19 protein-coding genes and 1 pseudogene are annotated in these 20,023 nt (G+C 64.5%); 3 read left to right on the plus strand and 17 right to left on the minus strand.

The annotated features are described in order from the left end of the window. From IP93_RS14930 to IP93_RS14960, 7 genes and pseudogenes are all read right to left on the minus strand, one after another. Positions 1-214: pseudogene (locus IP93_RS14930) on the minus strand (IS3 family transposase); the annotation flags it as partial. A gap of 41 nt (positions 215-255) precedes the next feature. Further along, positions 256-570 (minus strand): DUF1153 domain-containing protein, encoded by a 315-nt coding sequence (locus IP93_RS14935; RefSeq protein ID WP_144811474.1) that lies wholly within the window; start codon positions 568-570, stop codon positions 256-258. A gap of 197 nt (positions 571-767) precedes the next feature. After that, positions 768-1,721 carry a TniB family NTP-binding protein gene (locus tag IP93_RS14940; protein ID WP_158636376.1) on the minus strand — a complete coding sequence of 318 codons (954 nt, stop codon included), beginning with the start codon at positions 1,719-1,721 and terminating at the stop codon, positions 768-770. Continuing rightward, a complete protein-coding gene (locus IP93_RS14945) occupies positions 1,711-2,247 on the minus strand; it encodes a Mu transposase C-terminal domain-containing protein (protein WP_144817049.1) in 537 nt (178 codons plus the stop codon). The genes IP93_RS14940 and IP93_RS14945 overlap by 11 nt, the downstream gene beginning before the upstream one ends. Then, a complete protein-coding gene (locus IP93_RS14950) occupies positions 2,228-3,523 on the minus strand; it encodes a DDE-type integrase/transposase/recombinase (RefSeq protein WP_144817051.1) in 1,296 nt (431 codons plus the stop codon). The genes IP93_RS14945 and IP93_RS14950 overlap by 20 nt, the downstream gene beginning before the upstream one ends. Next, on the minus strand, positions 3,513-4,031 hold the full coding sequence (locus IP93_RS14955; RefSeq protein WP_144817052.1) for a hypothetical protein: 519 nt from the start codon (positions 4,029-4,031) through the stop codon (positions 3,513-3,515). Before IP93_RS14955 ends, IP93_RS14950 begins: the two co-directional genes overlap by 11 nt. A 272-nt stretch (positions 4,032-4,303) precedes the next feature. Next, entirely contained in the window at positions 4,304-4,588 is a 285-nt protein-coding gene (locus IP93_RS14960; RefSeq protein ID WP_144817054.1) for a hypothetical protein, read from the minus strand. 100 nt (positions 4,589-4,688) lie between these two features. On the opposite strand from IP93_RS14960, the gene IP93_RS14965 reads away from it, so the two are divergent. Further along, a complete protein-coding gene (locus IP93_RS14965) occupies positions 4,689-5,660 on the plus strand; it encodes a hypothetical protein (RefSeq protein ID WP_144817056.1) in 972 nt (323 codons plus the stop codon). A 132-nt stretch (positions 5,661-5,792) separates the two neighbouring features. On the opposite strand, the gene IP93_RS14970 is transcribed toward IP93_RS14965, so the two are convergent. The 10 genes from IP93_RS14970 to rhlB all read right to left on the minus strand — a co-directional run bounded on the left by IP93_RS14970 (position 5,793) and on the right by rhlB (position 17,328). Beyond that, positions 5,793-7,133, minus strand: coding sequence for a sialate O-acetylesterase (locus IP93_RS14970; protein ID WP_158636377.1), 1,341 nt, complete (start codon positions 7,131-7,133; stop codon positions 5,793-5,795). Positions 7,134-7,549: 416 nt separating this feature from the next. Further along, positions 7,550-8,728 (minus strand): ATP-binding protein, encoded by a 1,179-nt coding sequence (locus tag IP93_RS14975; RefSeq protein ID WP_144817060.1) that lies wholly within the window; start codon positions 8,726-8,728, stop codon positions 7,550-7,552. 2 nt (positions 8,729-8,730) lie between these two features. Next, positions 8,731-9,006, minus strand: a complete 276-nt coding sequence (locus IP93_RS14980) for an ATP-binding protein (protein WP_144817062.1) — start codon at positions 9,004-9,006, stop codon at positions 8,731-8,733. Positions 9,007-9,863: 857 nt separating this feature from the next. Then, the gene (locus IP93_RS14985; protein WP_144817064.1) at positions 9,864-10,724 is read right to left on the minus strand and encodes an endonuclease/exonuclease/phosphatase family protein; all 861 of its coding nucleotides are present in this window, start codon (positions 10,722-10,724) and stop codon (positions 9,864-9,866) included. An 87-nt stretch (positions 10,725-10,811) separates the two neighbouring features. Then, positions 10,812-11,888: a prephenate dehydrogenase/arogenate dehydrogenase family protein gene (locus IP93_RS14990; RefSeq protein ID WP_144817066.1), complete on the minus strand. Its 1,077-nt coding sequence runs from the start codon at positions 11,886-11,888 to the stop codon at positions 10,812-10,814. A 172-nt stretch (positions 11,889-12,060) separates the two neighbouring features. Beyond that, entirely contained in the window at positions 12,061-12,762 is a 702-nt protein-coding gene (gene ung, locus IP93_RS14995) for a uracil-DNA glycosylase (protein ID WP_144817068.1), read from the minus strand. A gap of 98 nt (positions 12,763-12,860) precedes the next feature. Further along, positions 12,861-13,703, minus strand: coding sequence for a response regulator (locus IP93_RS15000; protein ID WP_144817069.1), 843 nt, complete (start codon positions 13,701-13,703; stop codon positions 12,861-12,863). A gap of 2 nt (positions 13,704-13,705) precedes the next feature. Then, a complete protein-coding gene (gene ftsX, locus IP93_RS15005) occupies positions 13,706-14,656 on the minus strand; it encodes a permease-like cell division protein FtsX (protein WP_144817071.1) in 951 nt (316 codons plus the stop codon). Further along, a complete protein-coding gene (gene ftsE / locus IP93_RS15010) occupies positions 14,653-15,339 on the minus strand; it encodes a cell division ATP-binding protein FtsE (protein ID WP_144817073.1) in 687 nt (228 codons plus the stop codon). The genes ftsX and ftsE overlap by 4 nt, the downstream gene beginning before the upstream one ends. A gap of 225 nt (positions 15,340-15,564) precedes the next feature. After that, positions 15,565-17,328 (minus strand): ATP-dependent RNA helicase RhlB, encoded by a 1,764-nt coding sequence (gene rhlB / locus IP93_RS15015; protein WP_144817075.1) that lies wholly within the window; start codon positions 17,326-17,328, stop codon positions 15,565-15,567. A gap of 270 nt (positions 17,329-17,598) precedes the next feature. On the opposite strand from rhlB, the gene trxA reads away from it, so the two are divergent. Next, positions 17,599-17,925, plus strand: coding sequence for a thioredoxin (trxA, locus tag IP93_RS15020; protein ID WP_144817077.1), 327 nt, complete (start codon positions 17,599-17,601; stop codon positions 17,923-17,925). Between the two features lie 272 nt (positions 17,926-18,197). Continuing rightward, positions 18,198-19,904, plus strand: a complete 1,707-nt coding sequence (gene rho, locus IP93_RS15025; RefSeq protein WP_144817078.1) for a transcription termination factor Rho — start codon at positions 18,198-18,200, stop codon at positions 19,902-19,904. Positions 19,905-20,023: the final 119 nt, after the last annotated feature.

Raw genomic sequence — 20,023 nt, forward strand, 5'->3', positions numbered from 1 at the left:
GCCAGCCCATCAACTGGAACACGCGCTGCACGGTGTTCTTGTTCATATCCAACAGGCCCGCCACCGTCCGATAACCGAACGACGGCTCTTCTTCGATCAGCGCCTTGATCGGCTCGGCCAGTTCCGACTTCACCTTCGGTGCGGCCTTGGTCGGCTTGTAGTACACGGTCCGCCGGGGCAGTTCGAACCAGCGACACAGCTGGCTGACAGACACCTCGAACCCATCCTGCTTCAGTCCCTGCCGGACGGACGCAATCAGCTCTCGTCCTTGCCCAACAGGGACGCCAATTTTTTTCGCGCGCGCAACTCCAGCATCGCCTCGCCATAGGCTTCCTGCAGGTCCTTGAGCTGGCGCTCGTACTGCTCGCGGACATCCTCGGGCTTGGCCCGTAGGGCGTTCTCCATACCGCGCTTGCCGTCATCGACCCAGCTCTCGATCTCCGAGGGCGGCAGGTCAAACTGCCGGCTGGCCTCCGAAACGGTCGTCTTGCCCTGGATGATCTCCAGCACCAACGCGGACTTCCGCCGGGCTGTCCATCGCTTGATCTCTTCTTCCATCACTACGCTCATCAGTGTTTCCTCTTCAAGGTTACACCTGAGCAGGAAATCACTGGGTCATTACAGACCAGGCTTCCCCCTGCATGAGGTCGGTCAGGAGCGTGGGCACAGGCATGGCATAGAACTGCGCTGTGCGCCCCAAGAACGAGGACATCGATTCGCCGGGATACGGAGGATCCACACGAAGTCGCAGTGCCACATTTCTCATGTCATGCAGCATCCTTGCGCGGTGTCATCAGGCACACCGTCGGCCGTTTCACCGACGTCTTCAGCAAGTCAAGCGTGATGCAATCGCTGCCGTCGACAATGGCGGTGAGCGCCGCGTTCTTGATACGCGTGACGACATTGCCCAAGATGCCGCCCCCCACCTTGGCGAGAAACGCAAGCTTGTCGGGCGCCGCCAAGTTTGAGGGCTGCTTGAAGGGCAAGAAGCGTTCATAGGTGGCGAGGAAATTGGCGAGCGTGCTATCCGCCTTCCACGTGGGCATGGTGAACTGCGTGAAACGGGCCGCCAGATGGCCGTCGCTGTTGAACGCCTGACCCGCCTTCTCGGCCCCGAATGCCAGGATCGGCAGCCTGAGTTCGTTCATAAGCAGCTTGATCCCTTCCAGGGCGCGCTGCTGCTCACGTTCGCTACCGAGCAGAATGTCCTGGACCTCGTCCAAGATCAGCAAGCGGCAGTCGACATCCCGCAGCAAGCGCTGCACCAGCAGTTCCCGGTCACTGAGGCGGTGGGAGATGCGTGCGGGACTTCCGAGTTCCTCCATGATCCGCCCGTAGACCGAACGGGCGTCGCGCACGCCGCTCATCGAGATCCGGAGCACGCAGGGCAAATCCACATGGTGGTAGTCGTTAAACCGATCGTGGATAAGCTTGGCCAGACTGGTCTTGCCGTTGTCCTTGCTTGCACACACGATCAGGCCACGCGCCCGCGTTTGTCGCGGCTCACGGATCATCCATTCGGCCTCGCCTGCCACCTGCTCCAGCGCCGGATAGCGAATGGTCAGATCCTGGATCACGAACGCGGCCCGCTCGAGATCGGAGGCGTGCGTCAGGCGCTCGGCGACGGGATGCAAGCGACCACCGGGACGGGAGTCGACCTGCACGCTGCCCAAGGATGTGGCCACAGAGGCATGATTCGATTGGTTGTTTTCAGTAGTCATAGTCAATGCCTTCAACGTCATATATTTGGGAAACAACGGCTGCCAGCATGGGCGCGGCTTCCGCTGGCGGAGGTGTGGCGGATTCGGTGACCGGGGAGGCTTCGGGCCGCCAGCGATCTCCGGCAGCTTCGGTGGCTTTGCGACCCCGCACTCGGCGTGATGCCTTGGCCTGCGAAACCAACTGGTCGCCTCGCTTTTGGCTAGCATCGCGTTGCGCCATAAACGCGGGATCACTGCTTGTTGCGCGCTCGTAATTGCGCCTTGCCCCCCACTCGGCCAGCGAGATCGATTTAATCTCCGGCGTCGTGACTCTGGCGGTCACGATCACCCCCGCTGGACTACGCACGTACACCACGGTGATATCCCGCGGGTCGTAGTGCACGCGCACGTCCTGATGCTGACCGATCCACTGAGCAAGTGCGTCGCCCCAGTACTGCAGATTGTGTATCTGGACGCCCGTGCGCGTTAGCCGCCGCATCTCGCTGGGTAGGAAGGTCACCAGAAACTCAGTGGGATTGCGGACCACTGTCGCCCTCCTTGGCTCGATGCCAGGCCACCATAGGCGGGACCCGGATCATCCGGTGCTCCTTGAGGTGGTACCGCCCCAGCAGCTGCTCGACAAACCAGGTGCGCACTTCACTCAACGTCAACGTGGCGTGCTTGATACTGTCGTAGTCGCCCTTCGCCTTCACCGAGTTCTTCGTCGTGCCAGGAAGCAGGTGACACTGCCCCACCATCGTGCCGATCAGTCGCTCGATGGTGCCGCCGTAATGAGGCGAGCCGACAGGCCGCAACGTAAGCAAGATGCCGTGCTCATCGCAGCCACGGCAAAATGCCGCGGACACGAAGTCCTTGCCGTTGTCGACGACGATCTCCTTGGGCAGCCCATCCATCGGCCAATCCAGTGGCACGCCAAATTCATCCGCTGGCAATTTTGGCAGCACGGCATGCGTCAGGCACAGCGCCACCGACAGAATTGAAGGCGGTTCAAAACCGATGTGAATACCCAAAACACAGCGGGTGTACACATCGATTGCGATGGTCAACCACGGACGACCTATGAAGTTGCAGTACGGATCGTCCGAGCGGGCCATGACATCCAAGGGCGTGTGGTCGATCTCGACGCGTTCCAAAGGTGCGCTGACTTCAACATGTCCTGGCATGGCCTCATAGATGTACTTCGCCTTTTTGCTGCCGATCCGATGCTTCTGGGATTCCCTGTTTTGATAGGCCTCCAGTCGTCGGGCGATGGTACGTTCACTCGGCGGTGGCAGACTTACGTCGCGGCACGCAGTGGCAATCCGCTCGGTGAGCGCTTTTAAGGTCGGCCGCTCGGGCGTCATGAAGTACGTCTCAATTTTCTCCGAGATGATTCGTTCCCTGGAAATGTCCAGCACGCGCGCGCCCATCTTGCGCCCGGACGTTCGCGGGATCAGACCGCTAACCGTTTCGTGCCGCTCGTAGTCCGCCACGAGGCGCCACAGCTGACGTTCGCTGATACTCAGTTCACGCGCGTACTCCTTGGCGGCCTCCGTACGGCCCGACTCCATGGCAATGAGCTTTCGGATCAAGGCGGCGCGACGGCTGGCCAGCTCCCAATCGGTACTGGCGATGCTCGCCAGCAGGCTCCTACCAAGCACTTCACACGGATCGGCAATCGCGATTACTTCGGAGCGCATGGCCTGGATCACACCAAACTGTCCAACGTCGAGGAGGACGCTGTCATGGCCCACCAGCTCCAGAACCTTCGCCGGAACACTCTTGTAAAGGACGCGACGGTCCGGCTTGAGTTCAGGCGTCATGACACACCTCCCAGTTCGAGAGGGTCAGATCCCAGTCGGTAATCAGGGTGACCGCGGTCTGCATCGCCTGCCGCAAGACAGGGAACTGCCGACGCAGCGTCGCCTCGACATTGAGCGCGCGGCGGAGCGGCTTGACCTCCACATACGTGCGGCGGGTAAACCCCAACCACGTGAGCGTGTCGGGGACATTCGCGAACTCCACCAGGAAGTCAGGGGTATAGCGATGCGATGTCCCATCAACTGTGTAGCTCACGGTGACGGGCTGGCTGACCACGCTCCGGAGCTCGGCGAAACGTACCAGCGCCGTGAGCAGCCGACACTCCAACTTGGACTCGAAGGCCACGGTCGGGTGGTCGGGCCGGATCGGGTGCCAGCCCCGGACATGGCGTCCGCGGGAAACCGGAATCACGCGCCGATCGTGCTCGATCCGGCGAATGTTGCAATGATCAGGGAAACGGGCCGCGGTCAGCGCGGCCCGCAGTTGATTGGCATCAAGGGTTGTGTGCATGGGTAGTTCTCCAAGGCAATACCGCCGAAGCGGCGAAAGGAATTGGAGGCCGAGCCCTGCAGCAGCCTTTGGCTAGCCAAACCGCTCCCTCGCAGCCCTTGACGGCCCACGGGAGGTTCTGGCAGGCTTGCAGCGTCGGTGTGCAATCGACCACTGCTTCTGGTTGCTGCAAGGCAACAGACGGCGACGTCAAGGGCTCAAGCGCTTCGAACGCTTGGGCTTTTGTCGTTTCTGGGCCTTCGTGGATTCAGTGGGTTTGCCCGACTAGGTCTTCACTTGATCGCCTCCCTTTGAGGAGCTGCCCCAAACCGGCCAAGCCGACGCTGGGCCATTACCCAGGTGCAGGCCTCCTGAGTCAAAGCAAACACGCCCTGCCGTCCGGGCAGAGCAAAAACAGCTACCTCAAGCTGCCCTTGCAGACGGGCCTTCTGGAAGGCGCTGGCCGACCGAAAGCCAAGCAGGCTCCGCAGAGCCTCGCTTCCAACAACAGGGCCATAGCGCGCGACCTGCGCTTCGATCCATGAGGCTTCGTCAAACTGCGGGTTGGGCTGGATCATCAATGCGGAAATCCATGGAAATTGCGCCTGGGGGCCAACGATCTCCTATAGACTCCGCTTTCGAAACCATTTGATCTAACCTTATTTCGAAAGCCTTTTGATGGCTCGCACTGCCGACAATCCGATCAAACGGCTGGGCCGACAGGTCTGGATCCGGGCGCTACGGATCAACTTAAGCATGAATCCGGAGCTTTCGAGTTCCGGACGGGCGCTCAAGTGGGCCGGTTTGGAGAGGGAGTTGCTGATGGTCTATAGCGACTCTGCTTCCCAAGGGCGCCTGCAGGGAGTCCGAGGGGTCGTAAAGCACGGGAATGACCCGCGAAGATTGGTGCGTCGTATCGCCCAAAGTGAGCTTGGGAGCGCGCCTCCTGCTGGCGCGAAGCAGGTAGTTCGGGGTGTTTCCGGGCGATCCGCCCCCGGAGAGACCAAGCCCGAAAAGAGCGTTTACTGGGAGATCCCGATAGATCTGGTTGAAGCCGGGGAAAAGTTGTGCCCGGGATCTGCAAGCTGGGAAAACGCTTACCTGTGGAGGCTGGCTTATCCGGCACTTCCTAGCTTGGAGGACATTCGGTCCAAGATCGCGGAGCTCAAAGCTCGACTTGAACTCTGTTCGCCTTCGCTCGATGAATATCGAGGACTTCTCCCCGAAGCGAAGTTCGCCGCACTTTCACGGCTTTCGCACGCGCAGTTAGTCAAGCGCTATGTATTGTCGCTGAAGCCCTTGGCGAAGCATCCCACGGCTGATTCTCTGAGCTTACTGGCTGCGTTGGTCGCCGAATGTTATGTAACCGACCAGGAAGTCTTACTCCAATTGCATCGCGATGCCTTCCACAAGGCGGTAGAGATACTTCTCTTGCATCCGCTTATGGCGGACATAGCCGCGCCGTTCCGAGATTGGATTTCCCTTCCTGTTCTAACCGGTGCGTGGCAGTTTCCAGCGGTGTACCACGTCTCGTCGCTCATGGAACCCTTCATACCGTTCGAAGCCTGGGCGAAGATGCTTCACAAGAGTGGTCATATTGGTCTTCAATCCTGCTGCAGCCCGCCGATTGATCAACACCGCTTGAAGTAGCCCACCGATGCCATCTGACTCCACTTTTGAAGTCAACTAAAAACGGTGGGAATACCCAATGAGCGCTGGGGGCGGTAGGAACCGCCCCCTTAGCCTCAAGCCTTCGTGCATCCCGCATTCCCGTGCAAAATGCTAGTGCGTGTAGCAGAGCGTGCCGTTCACCGTATAGCCCGCAGCCTGCAATGCATTTGACTCAGAAGGATCCTTGGTGGTCATGTAATTGAAGCCGTTGAACAATCGAACGATTGGAACGACTGCATTCGCAGTCGCACTGGCATAACAGTAACCGAGCAAGACCGTATTGCCGTAATTGGGGCTACCCTCCGCGCTATTGATCGTGTCCATGTATTCGCCGTTCACCGAATTCTTCCGCCGATACAATGGCACTCGACCGCTCGCGCTATCACGGAAAAGGTAATAGCGAACTCCCTTGAAGGAAAAGCTGCTCGTCGTGTCAAACTCATCGCCGGCTGTACTGGTGACATGATCGGCTCCCAAGGCAGTCGAATTGACCCAACGGTAGATTGGCTGGGTCGGTCCGCACAAAGACGGAATGGATGCGCAATGAATTGCAGACAGCGGTTTGATTCCGTGGGTCAGAAAACGACTCAGATATTCCGCGGCTTCTTTCCCTATGAACTCTTGGGATGCGGTGTTGTAGTGGATCAAGTCATGGCTTCCGCAGCCAACAGCGCTAACTCCATTAATGCACGGTGACATCAGATAACGAGCTGAGTTGGACACCAACAACGCTTTGGGGTGCAACTGCGGAGACTCCTGTGCCAACGTAATTTGTTCGACTCGCCGCCGATGATCGCGAAGCAAATCGTCTTTGAGAAGCCCGGAGTAGTCGTAGCCCCAAAAATACCCAGTTTGCATTATGGCGAATGCATCAATGCGCCTACCCGTCTGACCATAAAGCGCGTCATCAAGGTCCGTAATCAGTTCATTCAATGCGGTCACGTATTCTCCGGCGAAGACCCCACCGGCCGCGTCGTTCTCGCCTTGAGACCACAGCACAATGATCCGGTTCGGGTTAGTCACAAGCCAGGAATTGTTGTAGGCCGTGATTAAGTCGTTTATGGCCTGCTGGTGAATGGCTTGCCCCTTCTTCCAGAAGCCTTGTTGCAAGACGTTCCCTTCGGAAGTAAGTCCTGTGCCGCCCTTTGGCCGAACTACATAGAGATGATTGTTGCCCTGCAATTCACCCCATCGGCGAGCAAATGACGGGATCGGCCCGTAGGTATCGCTCGTCCAGTAATTGCCTGTCGGCAAGCCGCTAATACTGCCCATCGGCGCGAACCCACCATTGCCGTTGTATTCCCAGGCCTGCTGAAGTTGCGGAGCCACACCTGCAGAAGGCGCACGACCGCGTGCATTTGATTGACCAATCACCAGGAACAGATCCCCGGCGATAGCGGGCACAGAGATCGACAACAAAGCTATAAGTGCAAATTTTCTTGCAAGCTTCATACTTAATGATCCTAGTTGAGTTGAATTCGGCTTCTGTCCAAGTAGAAAAGTAGCTGTCTGGCATTGGTAACAGAACATCCACCGCTTGAGCAAATACAGGCACGCTTCCACCCCAGGGACTACCAGTGCAGGCACAGATCAACGGCCTCCCAAATCTGTGCAGTAGAGCAAATGTCCAACGACTGGAGCTGATGGTGCATAGCCGCTCGCACGGCGACAAGGGAACGCTGTGTCTGCATGGGCGGACGATGACGTTCGACAAGCTGTAGACCGAATTCTTTCCCAGCACAACCAAGAAAACCATGCGGAACGAGCTGACCGCGGGAATGCTTCCGCGCCGGACTGGAAAAGCACTCGATTCCTGCGACGTGTCGGACGGGCGGCGGGAGCGGAGTACGGCTTACTCCCTAGCCGCATCAAGCCCAGAACGGCACGTACTCTGTGAACTTCTTGGACTTGTTGTCGGGGTTCGCAGGCTTGATCAAGCTCTCCTCCGCGGCCTGCTGCAGTATCACAGACACCATAGACCTATGTTTGTCCGGCATCTTGAGGCGCTCCCTCAGCGTCTTGTTAGTCATGGTCTCCCCCGCAAGGAAGCGAAGAACGGCATGTTGGTAACAAGCATCCAACCGCTCACGCTGCGACATCGCTGCATATGCCCGTGGCGCGAATAGCGTGACGCGGAAATAGTTGTCGCCGGTCTCAAACTTGATCGGCGGTAGCCCATACAGTTCGGCGGCCTGTCCTGCCTTGATGAGACCTGATCCCAACTCCTCACATATTTTGTAGCGGCGGAACGCTCGGGCAAGCGCCTCATTTCTAGACTCTGGCTGCGTGCCAATTAGCCGATCCAGGCGTTTTGATGGCAACAGTCCACCAGGGTTCGAAATGACGATCCGGTCGCTGAAGATCTCTATAAGCGGACCTGTCCCCGTGATCGTGAAATCTTGGTGGATCAGCGCATTTGCGATTAGCTCACGCAATGCGATTTCGGGATATAGGGTGCGTTTTTGCCGAAGGGCCTTTTCTATAACTTCGCTCTGCGGCAAGTGCGACATGACGAAATCCAAGAGTCCAATGAAGCCGATGGCATACCCCTTAAGCCCCTCCTTTTCCAGTCGTATCGACGACTTGTCCTTCCCGTTGTAGATCAGTACTCGAACAGCTTTGCGCGCCAACTGAGGGAATTCGCCCAAGTTGCGACTGGTTGCCATAGCCCCCAAGTTCGTGATGTAGAACCCGTCCTCAGTTTGCTTTTCGAGAAAGCCCTCAGCTACTGCCCAAGCGAGCACTTCGTTTTGGCCAGACGGGATCTTCCTATCCAAGGCCTCGAATACCGGGAGGAAGTCGAGTCGCGCGACAACCTCTGACCCGGTCAGCAGGACAGACGCATGCAACTCTTCCCATCGCGGCGTCTTGCTGTTGAGCAAGAGGTTGCCGACATCTTGCCGAGAAGCCTTTCGCGTTGTCCCGCCCGAGCGAATGAAAGTTTCTTCGATCGACTTGCCTCGCAGGTGCACGGGCTTGGTAATCGACTCGCGAATGTGAAGGAACAGCAGGCGCTTCTCGCGATAGTCGGCTACCTGATGCTCCACCGTTACTGAAGGAACGAACCATCTCTACCAATGCTGGTGAGGCGGCTAAGGATGTCCGCAATCTGAGAGCCGTTGACGCCGATCACGTCGCCGTCGTTGTTCACACCGAAAACGAGGAACCCACCGCCCGGCTGGTTGGCGAGCGCGCACAAGTGCTCGGCTGTGCGGCTGCCCTTTGACGACGCGTCGACCTTCCAGTCGAGCTCGTTCAGTTCGTGCTTGGGCTCACCAAGCGTGACGTCCAAAAGGGCATAGGCGCGGTTCAACCATTCCCACATGCCAATCACCACTCAATTAAAAAGATTCGTCAATTCAATATGTTACGAAATTCTATGCTCAACTGATCAAATAGACAGTTCACAACTTCAAGCTCAAGCCGTCTCCTACCTAAGCGCTAATAATCTCACGCTTATATGAGACGGATCGACGCCGCGATCTGTGATGAGGCCAATTGCCCTCTCGCCGCATGAGGGGCCCACAGCGACGAACAGGAGGTCAGCGCGGAACACGTCGCGGGCCCGCAGCACTGGCTTGGCGTTGTCGAACAGCACAGCTCCACATACGTTGGCCGCCTGACGCACAGCGTGGCCATGATGGCCACCGACCGGCCGCTCCGCATCTGATCGTGGTGCAGTTGGTCTACATCTGTTAGCCCGGCGGCGTCTCGAAGCGCAACCACCGGGTCCCCCCAGCGCATGCTGCAAGGGCGCCATGAACAACTTCAACTGGCAGATACCGCCGGTGCAGCCCCGCTTGGCCAACTCCCGCAGGAGCACCATCGCCGGGATGACACTCGGCCGCACCCCAGCCGGTCGCACTTGCTCTACTTACCTTTGTCAGTGATCGGCCGACCTAGCCGGTAATGCCATCCTGACTAGCCCCCTCAATTGTGGCAACTCGTTGACCCTGTCAGTCGCACACAGATCAGCGCCTAACCGCGTCCGCACGTGGCACTGCTATAGAGGATCTAGCTGGAGCAGCCCATGACAGATCAATGGGTTAGTGAGCGCGGCGCCCAACTGACGTAATTACGCGCTCTCGACAACGGGGGAGCGTGCCAGAAGGGGGGTTAAGGCCGGGGCAAGGCCTGGCTGCGGCCAGGGCCGCGGCGGCCAGCCCCGACGCGCGCTGTCCGTCATGGCGTGGCGGCGACATCCCACTCCAGATCCGCGACGACCGGGAAATGGTCGGATGGATAGCGGCCGTCGACGTGGTCGTCCAGGCTGGCGGCGTGCGTCACGGCAAGGCCGCGCACCAGGATCCAGTCGATACGCCGGTCGGCCCGCCCGGTGAAGCCGTGGAAAGTCTCCGCCGGCCCCTGCGTGCGCGGCGCGGCCAGCCAGGCGTCGCGTAGTGGCGGCACCAGCGTGGCATGCACCGTATCGTCGGGCGCGATGTTGAAATCGCCGGTAACGACCACCGGCACCTCTGCCGGCAATGCCGAGATCCGGTCGCGCAGCAGGCGCACTCCGCGCAACCGTGCCTGCTGGTCCTCGTCGCGATACGGCAGGTGGGTATTGAACAGGTAGAAGCGGCGGCCATCGGCCTTGAGCTGGAACAGCGCCCAGGTCACCAACCGGGGATACAGATGGCGCCAGCTGATGCTGCCCGCCACCTCCGGCGTGTCCGAGAGCCAGAAGTCGCCCGATGCAAGCACCCGCAACCGGTCGTGGCGGTACAGCACGCCGACATGCTCGTCGCCGGGACCGCCCCGGCGGCCCTGGCCAAACCAGGCATAGCCGGGCAACTGCGCGGCCAGGTAATCGCCCTGCTCGGCGTACAGCTCCTGGGTGCCGACGACATCGGGCTGCTGCGCGGCAAGCAGCCGGGCGACCTGTTCGCGGCGCAAGGCCCAGCGGTTGTCGCCATCGGCATCGGTCGGCAGGCGCACGTTGAACGTCATCACCCGCAGTCCTTGCGCGGCGCCGGGCAACGCGACGATGCAGCCCAGGAGCAGGCCAAGCAGCAGCGTTAACCGGCGCCCCATGGCGCTCATGGGAAAATCGACGAGTCCCGGCGGGGAATGTGGCATTGGCAGCGCCCGTGGATCCAGCCGGGAGTGTAACGATCGATCTTCGTGTTTTCAGCGTGCCCCATCGCGGTCCGCGCCCTGCGCACGTCGGCTCATGCCCAGGATCTCGCGGAACAGGTGCTGCACGGTGTCGGCATCGAGCCCGGCCGCTTCCGCCCATTGCGCGCGCTCACGCATCAGGTCGGTCTCGCGCGCGGGATCCAGCACCGGCGCCCCGAGTGCGTGCTTGGCCGCCGCCGCCCGCGTGCTCAGTTCGCGACGACGGCGCAGCAGGTCGATCAGCTCGCGATCCAGCTCGTCGATGTGCTCGCGCACCTCACGCAACGCCGGTGACTGCCGCCCCAGGTCCGGGATGGCCAGCAGGGCCGCCTGCTGGGCCGGTGTGTCCGCAACGGTGTCGGCAATGCGCGCGTCGATCTGCTGCAACGCCTCGATGAACTGGCGCCGGGTCTGCGCCGCATACGGATTGTCGTTCTGGATCGCGCGGAACAGGTGGCCGGCGTCCGCGCGCACCGCGGCGATCGATGCCGCCAGCGCGGCGAAGCTCGGCGGCGACCAGCGCAGGTCATCGCCCAGGCCCAGGTCGAGCAGGCCCTTGGCGATGAAGAACGCCATCGCGTGGGTCAGCGCCATGAACCGGTCGTGGGCCTCCGGCGTCTGCCGTGCCACCTCGCTGCCCAGCGTGGTGAACAGCGCTTCGGCGATATCGGCGGCGCGCGGGTGCCGCGGGCTTGGGCAGATCACGGTGCGCAGTGGCTCGGCGCGCGCAATGCTGAGCGGACCGAACAGCGGGTGCGCGCCCACGTGGGCGATGGCATCGCCGAGCACCGCATCCATCACCGCGCACGGCCCCTGTTTGACGCTGGCCACGTCGATCACGGTGTGGCGCGGGAGCAGGTGCTGGCGCAGGCCACGCAGGGCCGGCTCGAACCGCGACACCGGCACCGCGATGATCAGCACGTCGGCGCATGCGACCAACGCCTCCGGCGACGCGACCGCGTTCGCCGCGGGCACGGCGGCGATCGGATCATGCGCACACCACCGGTACCCGTGCGTATTCAGCAGTCCGGCGAGCGCCTGGCCGAAACGGCCGTAACCGAGGATGCCGATGGTGCCGGCGACTGCCATGGAATTGCCTTGCGATGCGGGGCTTCCATTGTCCACTGCGAAGCCGGCGATGGCTCATCCGTTTCCGCCGCAACGGTCACTGCTGCAACCGTTGCCATGGGTGGCAGTCGGCGTGGTGGTCATCGCCGGTCCCGCCGCACGCACGTGGCCAGCGCGCACGTCCTGCAGGGATTCAACCGGGCGCTGAATGCGGCGGCAACGACCAGTCAATCGGCGCCTGGCCGCGGCGCGTGAGGTACTCGTTGACGGCCGAGAAATGTCCACAGCCCAGAAAGCCACGATGCGCCGACAACGGCGACGGATGCGGCGCCTTCAGCACCCGGTGCCGGCGCGGATCGATCACCTTGCCCTTGGCCTGCGCGTAGCTGCCCCACAGCAGGAACACCAGCCCCTCGCGCTCGCGGTTGAGCGTCTCGACCACGTGGTCGGTAAACCCCTCCCAGCCACGGCCCTGGTGGCTGCCGGCCTGGCCCGCCTCCACGGTCAGCACCGCGTTGAGCAGCAGCACGCCCTGCCGCGCCCACGGCAGTAGGCAGCCATGATCCGGCCGCGGCACGCCCAGGTCGCGCTCGATTTCCTTGTAGATGTTGAGCAGCGACGGCGGTACCGCCACGCCCGGCCGCACCGAGAAGCACAGCCCATGCGCCTGACCCGCTCCGTGATACGGATCCTGCCCCAGCACCACCACCTTGACCTGGTCGAACGGCGTGGCCTTGAACGCGGCGAAGATGTCCGGGCCCGGCGGGTACACCGCTACTCCACGCGCCTTGCGCTCGCGCAGGAACGCCGCCAGCGCCCGCATGTCCTCGCGCTGCAGCCAGTCGCCCACCCGTTCCTTCCACGAAGGCTCGAGCTTGATGCGGTCTTCAGTCACGTCGGTAGGCGTCCGTGAGGGCCAAGCCCTCTCAACAAAGCGTGTAACGGGGAGCGACTTGAGAGGGCTTGGCCCTCACGGACGCGCACGGCACGGTCTCAAGCATCAAACGCCGCCTGCTCCGGCAACTGCGCCAAGCGCAGCTGGAACAGCGTCTTGGTCACCAGCAATCGCTCTTCGATCGGCTTGAGCACCAGGTCGTTGGCACCATCGCGCAGCAACGCAGTCTGGTTGGCCGGGTTGGCATCGCCGGTCATCACCAGCACCGGCAGCCGTCGCTTGCCGTAGCCATACGCGTGGCGCACCCGCTGCAGCAGGTCGCCGCCGTCCAGCGCGCCCTTGAGGTACACGTCGGTGAGCACCACGTCGGCACCGATGTCGTCCCGGCCCAGGTGCGCCTCCAGGTGCGCCAGCGCCTCTTCCACGTCGACGAAGTGCAGGACGGTCATCCCGTGCCGCTCCAGCATCCGTTTGGTGGCCAGCGCCACCACCCGGCTGTCCTCCACGTAGAGCACGCGTGCGCCGGGCATCGGCTCGGGTTGCACATAACCGCGGATGAACGCCGCCAGCGCCTGGTGCCCAAGCGCCTTGTCGAAATAGTCGGTGACGTCCTCGGTGAAACGGCGCGCCTCCAGGCGCGACTGCGCCTCGCCGGAGACCACGATCACCGGCACGTACGCCTGCCCCGCCGCCTCGCGCACGGTGCGCGCCAACGCAATGCCGTCGCCGTCGGGGAGCACCAGCGACGTGGTGACCAGGTTGACCGGCCCAGCGGCCAGCGCCGCGCGCGCCTCGGCGATGCTGCCGCATGTCACCAGCTGCACGCCCGGCAACTCACGCGCGAGTACGTCGCCAATCAGCTTGCGCACCAGCTTGGAGCCATCGACCACCATCACCCGCGTGGCGGCAGCGTCCAGATGACGAAGTTCGGGACTGTCCATGCTCAGGTGTCGGTAGGCCGGGTCTGCCGCAGGTAATGACCGGTGACCAGGCCGGCGCCCAGCCAGCCCAGCACGCCGGCACCGGTCACGACGCCCGCCGCCTGCACGAGGTTGAAGCCCTCCAGGGCGAACGCGCTGCCGTAACTGGTCGCCAGTTCGGCCAGCGGCGCGCGCAGCGCCACGTCGGCGACGGTCAGCATCGCCAGCGCCAGCGCGCCGGCCACCAGGCCGTAGCTCGCGCCCAGGTACAGGAACGGTCGGCGGATGAAGCCGTCGGTCGCGCCCAGCAACTGCAATACGCCGATCTCCTCGCGCCGCGACTGGATGTCCAGGCGCACGGTATTGCCCACCACCAGCAGCGCCCCCAGGCCCAGCAGCGCCGCCAGTACCAGGGCGAAACGCCCGCCAAACCGCAGCCAGCCGTCCAGGCGCTGCCGCCATGCGGCGTCGTGCTGCACCACGTCGGCCTCCGGCAACGCCTGCAGCGCGCCGGCGAGCAGCGTCTCGTCGCCGCGCGGGGTCACCAGCAGCAGGTGTGGCAGCGGGTTGCCGTCTTCGCCAGCCAACACATCGTCCAGGCCACCGCGTTCGCGCAGTTCCGCCAGGCCCTGTTCCGGCGTGCGGTGCTCGACGGCGGCAATGTCGCCGCGCGCGCGCAGTTGCGCGGCCAACTCGGCGGCGCGCGCGGCGGCCACGTCGGTCTTGAGGAACACGCTGACCTGCCGCGCCTGCTGCACGTCGCCGGTGAAGCGCTGCACGTTGTGCAGCGCCGCCCACAGCCCCAGCGGTAGCGCCAGCGCCACCGCCATCACGCCCACGGTCAACAACGTCGCCGCGGGCTTGCGGACCATGCGGCCGACGCTCGCCACCAGGCTGTAAACGTGATGGTCGAACCACGTGCCCAGCCGCGACTGTGCGCGGGCGGCCGGCAGCGGCGCGTTGATGGCGTTCATTCGGCCAGGTCCTCCGGGCGGATGTCGTCCACCAGCCGCCCCTGGTTGAGCACCAGCACGCGCTTCTTCATGCGCTTGACCAGCCCCAGGTCGTGGCTGGCCACCAGCACGCTGGTGCCGCGCTCGGGCAGGCTTTCGAACAACGTCATGATCTCCGCCGACAGTGTCGGGTCGAGGTTGCCGGTGGGCTCGTCGGCCACCAGCAGCGCCGGCTCGGACACCACCGCGCGGGCGATGCCCACGCGCTGCTGCTCGCCGGCCGACAGTTGCGTCGGCAATGCGTTGGCGCGCGCGCCCAGCCCGACCCGCTCCAGCACCACGCGCACGCGCTTGGCGATGTCGCCACGGCGCAGGCCACGCAGCAGCAGCGGCAACGCCACGTTGTCGGCCACGCTGCGGTCGCCCAGCAGGCGGTGGTCCTGGTACACCACGCCCACGTCGCGGCGGTGCAGGGCGACCTTGTTGCCGCGCACCTTGAGCAGGTTGCGTTCGCGGAACAGCACCGCGCCGCGGCTCGGCCGTTCACTGAGGTGGATCAGCCTGAGCAGGGTGCTCTTGCCGGCGCCGGAGTGGCCGGTGACGAACAGCATCTCGCCGGCCGCCACGTCGAAGCTGACCTCGCTCAGCGCGGACTGGCCGCCACCGTATTGCTTGCTGACGTTGTCGAAGCGCAGGACGCTCATCGTGTACCGGTGTGTTTCGATGGCGCCCAGTATCGGTGTCCGGCGCGACGATGGCCAGCGCCCACGCCATGGACAACGCGCGGCAAAGGGGGTGCGCGTCGCAGTCCCTGCATCAAGCGCGCAAACGACGACGCCGGCACAGGACCGGCGTCGTGAACCACGGTGGATCGCACATCCGGCGGTGGTTGCGGTGATCCCGCCACCACGTGCACGGGCCAACCGTGCTCAGTGCCGGGAGCGTGGCGCGCGCGTCACCATCGCCTTCAGCCCGCGACTGATGCGTTCCAGCAGGCCGGGCTTGGCTTCGGCTGCGGCTGCGGCCGGACGCGCCGGCTTGGTGGCGGGCACGTGGTTGGGCTTGCCGCCCTGGCGCGCTGCGACGGCCGGTGTCGCCGCCTGCCCCTCGCCGGTCACGGCGCCCTCGACGCCATCAATGCGACGGCCGCCGCGACGTCGGCGACGCTTGCGCGCGGGGCGTTCGCCCTCGGCACCTTCAACCGCGCCTGGCGCGGCCTGTACCGCCGGATTGGGTTCCGGACGCGGTGGGCGCGGCGCACGCGGGACCTGGCCTTCGCCAGCCTCGCGGCGCGGACGGCCGGCATGGCCGCCGCCTTCGCCCCGGCCACCCTCACGACGCCCGCCTTCGCGACCACCACTGCGGCTGCCACCGCGGCCACGACCACCGCCGCGACGCTCCTCGTCGGCCGCGCGCTGCTCGCGCGCTTCCTTGAAGATGCCCGCGATGCTCTCGGCCTCGTCGCCTTCGCCGTCGTCCAGCGCGCCTTCCGGCAATGCGCGCGGCGTGCGCGGCAACGCGGTCAGCAGCTCGGCGGTCACCGGCTCGGACGGGATCTTCTGCTCGATGTAGGCCTCGATGTCCGGCAGGCCCTGCGCGTAGCGCTCGCAGGCGAAGCTGATCGCGTCGCCCTCCGCGCCCAGGCGGGCGGTGCGACCGATGCGATGCACGTAGTCCTCGGCATCGAACGGCAGGTCGAAGTTGAACACGTGCGACACGCCGTCGATGTGCAGGCCGCGCGCGGCCACGTCGGTGGCCACCAGCAGCTCCAACTGGCCGGCCTGGAACTTCTTCAGCAGCGATTCGCGCTTCTTCTGCGGCACGTCGCCCGACAGCACGCCGACACGGTAGCCAGCCTTCTCCAGCGCGCGCGCCACGCGCTCGACGAAGGCCTTGGTGTTGACGAACACCATGGTGCGCGCGCCCTCGCTGCGCGACAGCAGGCCGATCAGCAGCGGGATCTTCTCTTCGTCGGCCGGGTAGTACAGGCGCTGGCGCACGCGCGCGGCGGTGATGGTCTCGGTCTCCACCACCAGCTTCTCCGGCTCGTTCATGTGCTCGTAGGCCAGCTCCAGCACGCGGTGGCTGAGCGTGGCGCTGAACAGCAGCGTCTGCCGGGTGGTGCGCTCGGGCATGCGGCGCAGCAGGAAGCGGATGTCCTTGATGAAGCCCAGGTCGAACATGCGGTCGGCTTCGTCCAGCACGCACATCTCGCAGGCGTGCAGGCTGACCACCTTGTGCTGCTTGACGTAGTCGATCAGGCGGCCGGGGGTGGCGATGATCACGTCGGCGCCCTTCTGCAACAGCTCGCGCTGCTTGTCGTAGTCCACGCCGCCGTACACCAGCGCGAACTTCAGGCCCAGGTCGCTACCGAACTTGACCGCGTCCTTGTGGATCTGGATGGCCAGTTCGCGGGTGGGCGCCAGGATCAGCGCGCGCGGATCCTCGGGCTTGCGGTCGGCCAGCGCCGGGCGGGTCAGCAGGCGGTTCATCACCGCCACCAGGAACGCCAGCGTCTTGCCGGTGCCGGTCTGGGCCTGGCCGGCCACGTCGCCGCCCTTGAGCGCGATCGGCAGGGTCAGCGCCTGGATCGGCGTGCAGCGGGTGAACCCGGCGCTCTCCAGTCCGGCCAGCAGGCCCGGATGCAGGTCGAACGACGAGAAGGAAATGTCGGTTAAAGGCTTGTCGCTCATCGGCTTGGCATGTCCGCGCGCGGCCCGCAGTGTTGCGGCGCTGCGCTTGCGTGGGTGGCGGTCCGCATCGCAGACTGCCGGGGCCGGCCTCTTCGGACGCCGGCTCGGATTGGGGTTACCGGCCGCCTTGAAGCCGCCGGGAAACGCCCCAGTTTACCGTAAGCCCCGCCCCGCAGCGGGACCGGCGCCCGGTGCCGGAGGCTTCGCGCCCCGGCCACGACGTCCATGCCACCCTGGGCCGCCCCAGGCCCAACCCGCAGGAGAAGCTTTGTGAGCGATAAAGTGATGCATGTCGGTGATGCCGATTTCGACGCCGCCGTGCTGCAGTCGTCCGAACCGGTGCTCGTCGACTTCTGGGCGCCCTGGTGCGGCCCGTGCAAGATGATCGCCCCGGCCCTGGACACGCTCGCCGAGGAATACGCCGGCAAGGCCAGGATCGTGAAAGTCAACGTGGACGAGAACCAGGCGACCGCGCTGAAGTACCACGTGCGCTCGATCCCGATGCTGCTGGTGTTCAAGAACGGCCAGGTGCAGGCCACCCAGATCGGCGCGGTGGGCAAGCCGCAGATCGCGCAGCTGATCGACAAGGCGCTCTGAGCGCTGCCGGGCACCGGCGCGGGACGTTCCCGCCGGTGCCCCGCCCCTTCCGGCGGCCCAGGTCCGACCCGGGCCTTCCAGCGGTGGCCGCCGGGGCGGCCAACTGAACAGCAGGTCGCCCCATGCGCTGTGCCGCTTGCGCGGAAAGCCGCGGCGGTGCTAGTTTCGTGGCACTGGGCGCGTCTCCGCGCCACACCCCTCTTTACATAACCACGTCCCTGACGCTCCGCTCGCCGCCTGCGAGCGCTCGCCGCTTAGCGAGGATTCCCTGCTTGTCCGATAACACCCCCGACGCCGGCGAAACCGCCGAAAAGCGCGTGCGCAAGCCGCGTGCTCCCAAGGCTGATGCCGCGCCTGCCGCTCCGGTCGCAGCCGCAACCCCCACCGCCGTGCCCGCCAAGGCCGCCGCGCCCGAGTCCGCACCCGCGCCGGCCGCAAGTCCGGCTCCGTCCGCGGCTGCCGCCGCGGGTGGCGAGGGCGGCGGCACCCAGGCCGGTGGTGAAGGCGCTTCCCAGGCCCAGGGCGGCGGCCAGCCGGGCCAGGGCGGCCAGCGCAACGACCGCGACTTCGACGGCCGCGGCAACCGCCGCGACCGCTTCCGCAACCGTCGCGACCGCCAGCGCGACCGCCAGCGCGACGGCGGCATGCCCGACGACGGCGGCGGCAACGAGACGTTCGTGCCGCGTCCGCACCCACAGGTACCGGAAGGTTTCCCGGTGTACTCGCTGGGTGACCTCAAGCGCATGCCCGCGCCCAGGCTGCTGGAGATCGCCGAGCAGCTGCAGATCACCGACGGCGTGGCCCGCGCGCGCAAGCAGGACGTGATCTTCGCCCTGCTCAAGGTGCTGACCCGTCACGGCGAGGGCGTGGCCGCCGACGGCGTGCTGGAGATCCTGCCCGACGGCTTCGGCTTCCTGCGCGCCGCCGAGGCCAGCTACCTGGCCGGCCCGGACGACACCTACATCAGCCCCAGCCAGATCCGCCGCTTCAACCTGCGCACCGGCGACCACCTGTCCGGCCGCATCCGCTGGCCGAAGGACGGCGAGCGCTACTTCGCGCTGAACGTGGTCGACACGATCAACGGCGAGCCGCTGGAAGCGTCGAAGAACAAGACCCTGTTCGAGAACCTCACCCCGCTGTTCCCGCGCAAGAAGTTCCGCCTGGAACGCGGCGACGGCAGCACCGAGGACATCACCGGCCGCATCCTCGACCTGATGGCGCCGCAGGGCAAGGGCCAGCGCGCGCTGATCGTCAGCCCGCCCAAGGCCGGCAAGACCATGCTCATGCAGCAGGTCGCCACCGCCATCACCACCAACCACCCGGACGTGCACCTGATCGTGCTGCTGGTGGACGAGCGCCCGGAAGAAGTAACCGAGATGCAGCGCACCGTGCGCGGCGAAGTGGTGTCGTCGACCTTCGACGAGCCCGCCGGCCGCCACGTGCAGGTCGCCGAGATGGTGATCGAGCGCGCCAAGCGCCTGGTCGAGCACAAGAAGGACGTGGTGATCCTGCTCGACTCGATCACCCGCCTGGCGCGTGCCTACAACAACGTCGTGCCCTCCAGCGGCAAGGTGCTGACCGGCGGCGTGGACGCCAACGCCCTGCACCGCCCGAAGCGTTTCTTCGGCGCCGCGCGCAACGTCGAGGAAGGCGGCTCGCTGACCATTATTGCGACGGCGCTGATCGACACCGGCAGCAAGATGGACGAGGTGATCTACGAAGAGTTCAAGGGCACCGGCAACAGCGAAGTGCACCTGAACCGCCGCATCGCCGAGAAGCGCGTGTACCCGGCCATCGACATCAACCGCAGCGGCACCCGCCGCGAGGACCTGCTGATCGAGCCGGAGCTGCTGCAGAAGATCTGGATCCTGCGCAAGCTGCTGCACGGCATGGACGAGATCGGCGCGATGGAGTTCCTGCTGGACAAGATGAAGAACACCAAGAGCAACGACGAGTTCTTCTCTTCCATGAGGCGGTAACCGCCACGGACGCCGCAAACGACGACGCCCCGCATTGCGGGGCGTTGTTGTTCAGGCCGCGCTGGTCACCGCATCGCGCAGGGTCCTGACGACCGCGCATTGCGCGCGGTGCGGCGACC

It is taken from the genome of Aerolutibacter ruishenii, from assembly GCF_007830115.1.
Classification (GTDB): Bacteria; Pseudomonadota; Gammaproteobacteria; order Xanthomonadales; family Xanthomonadaceae; genus Aerolutibacter; species Aerolutibacter ruishenii.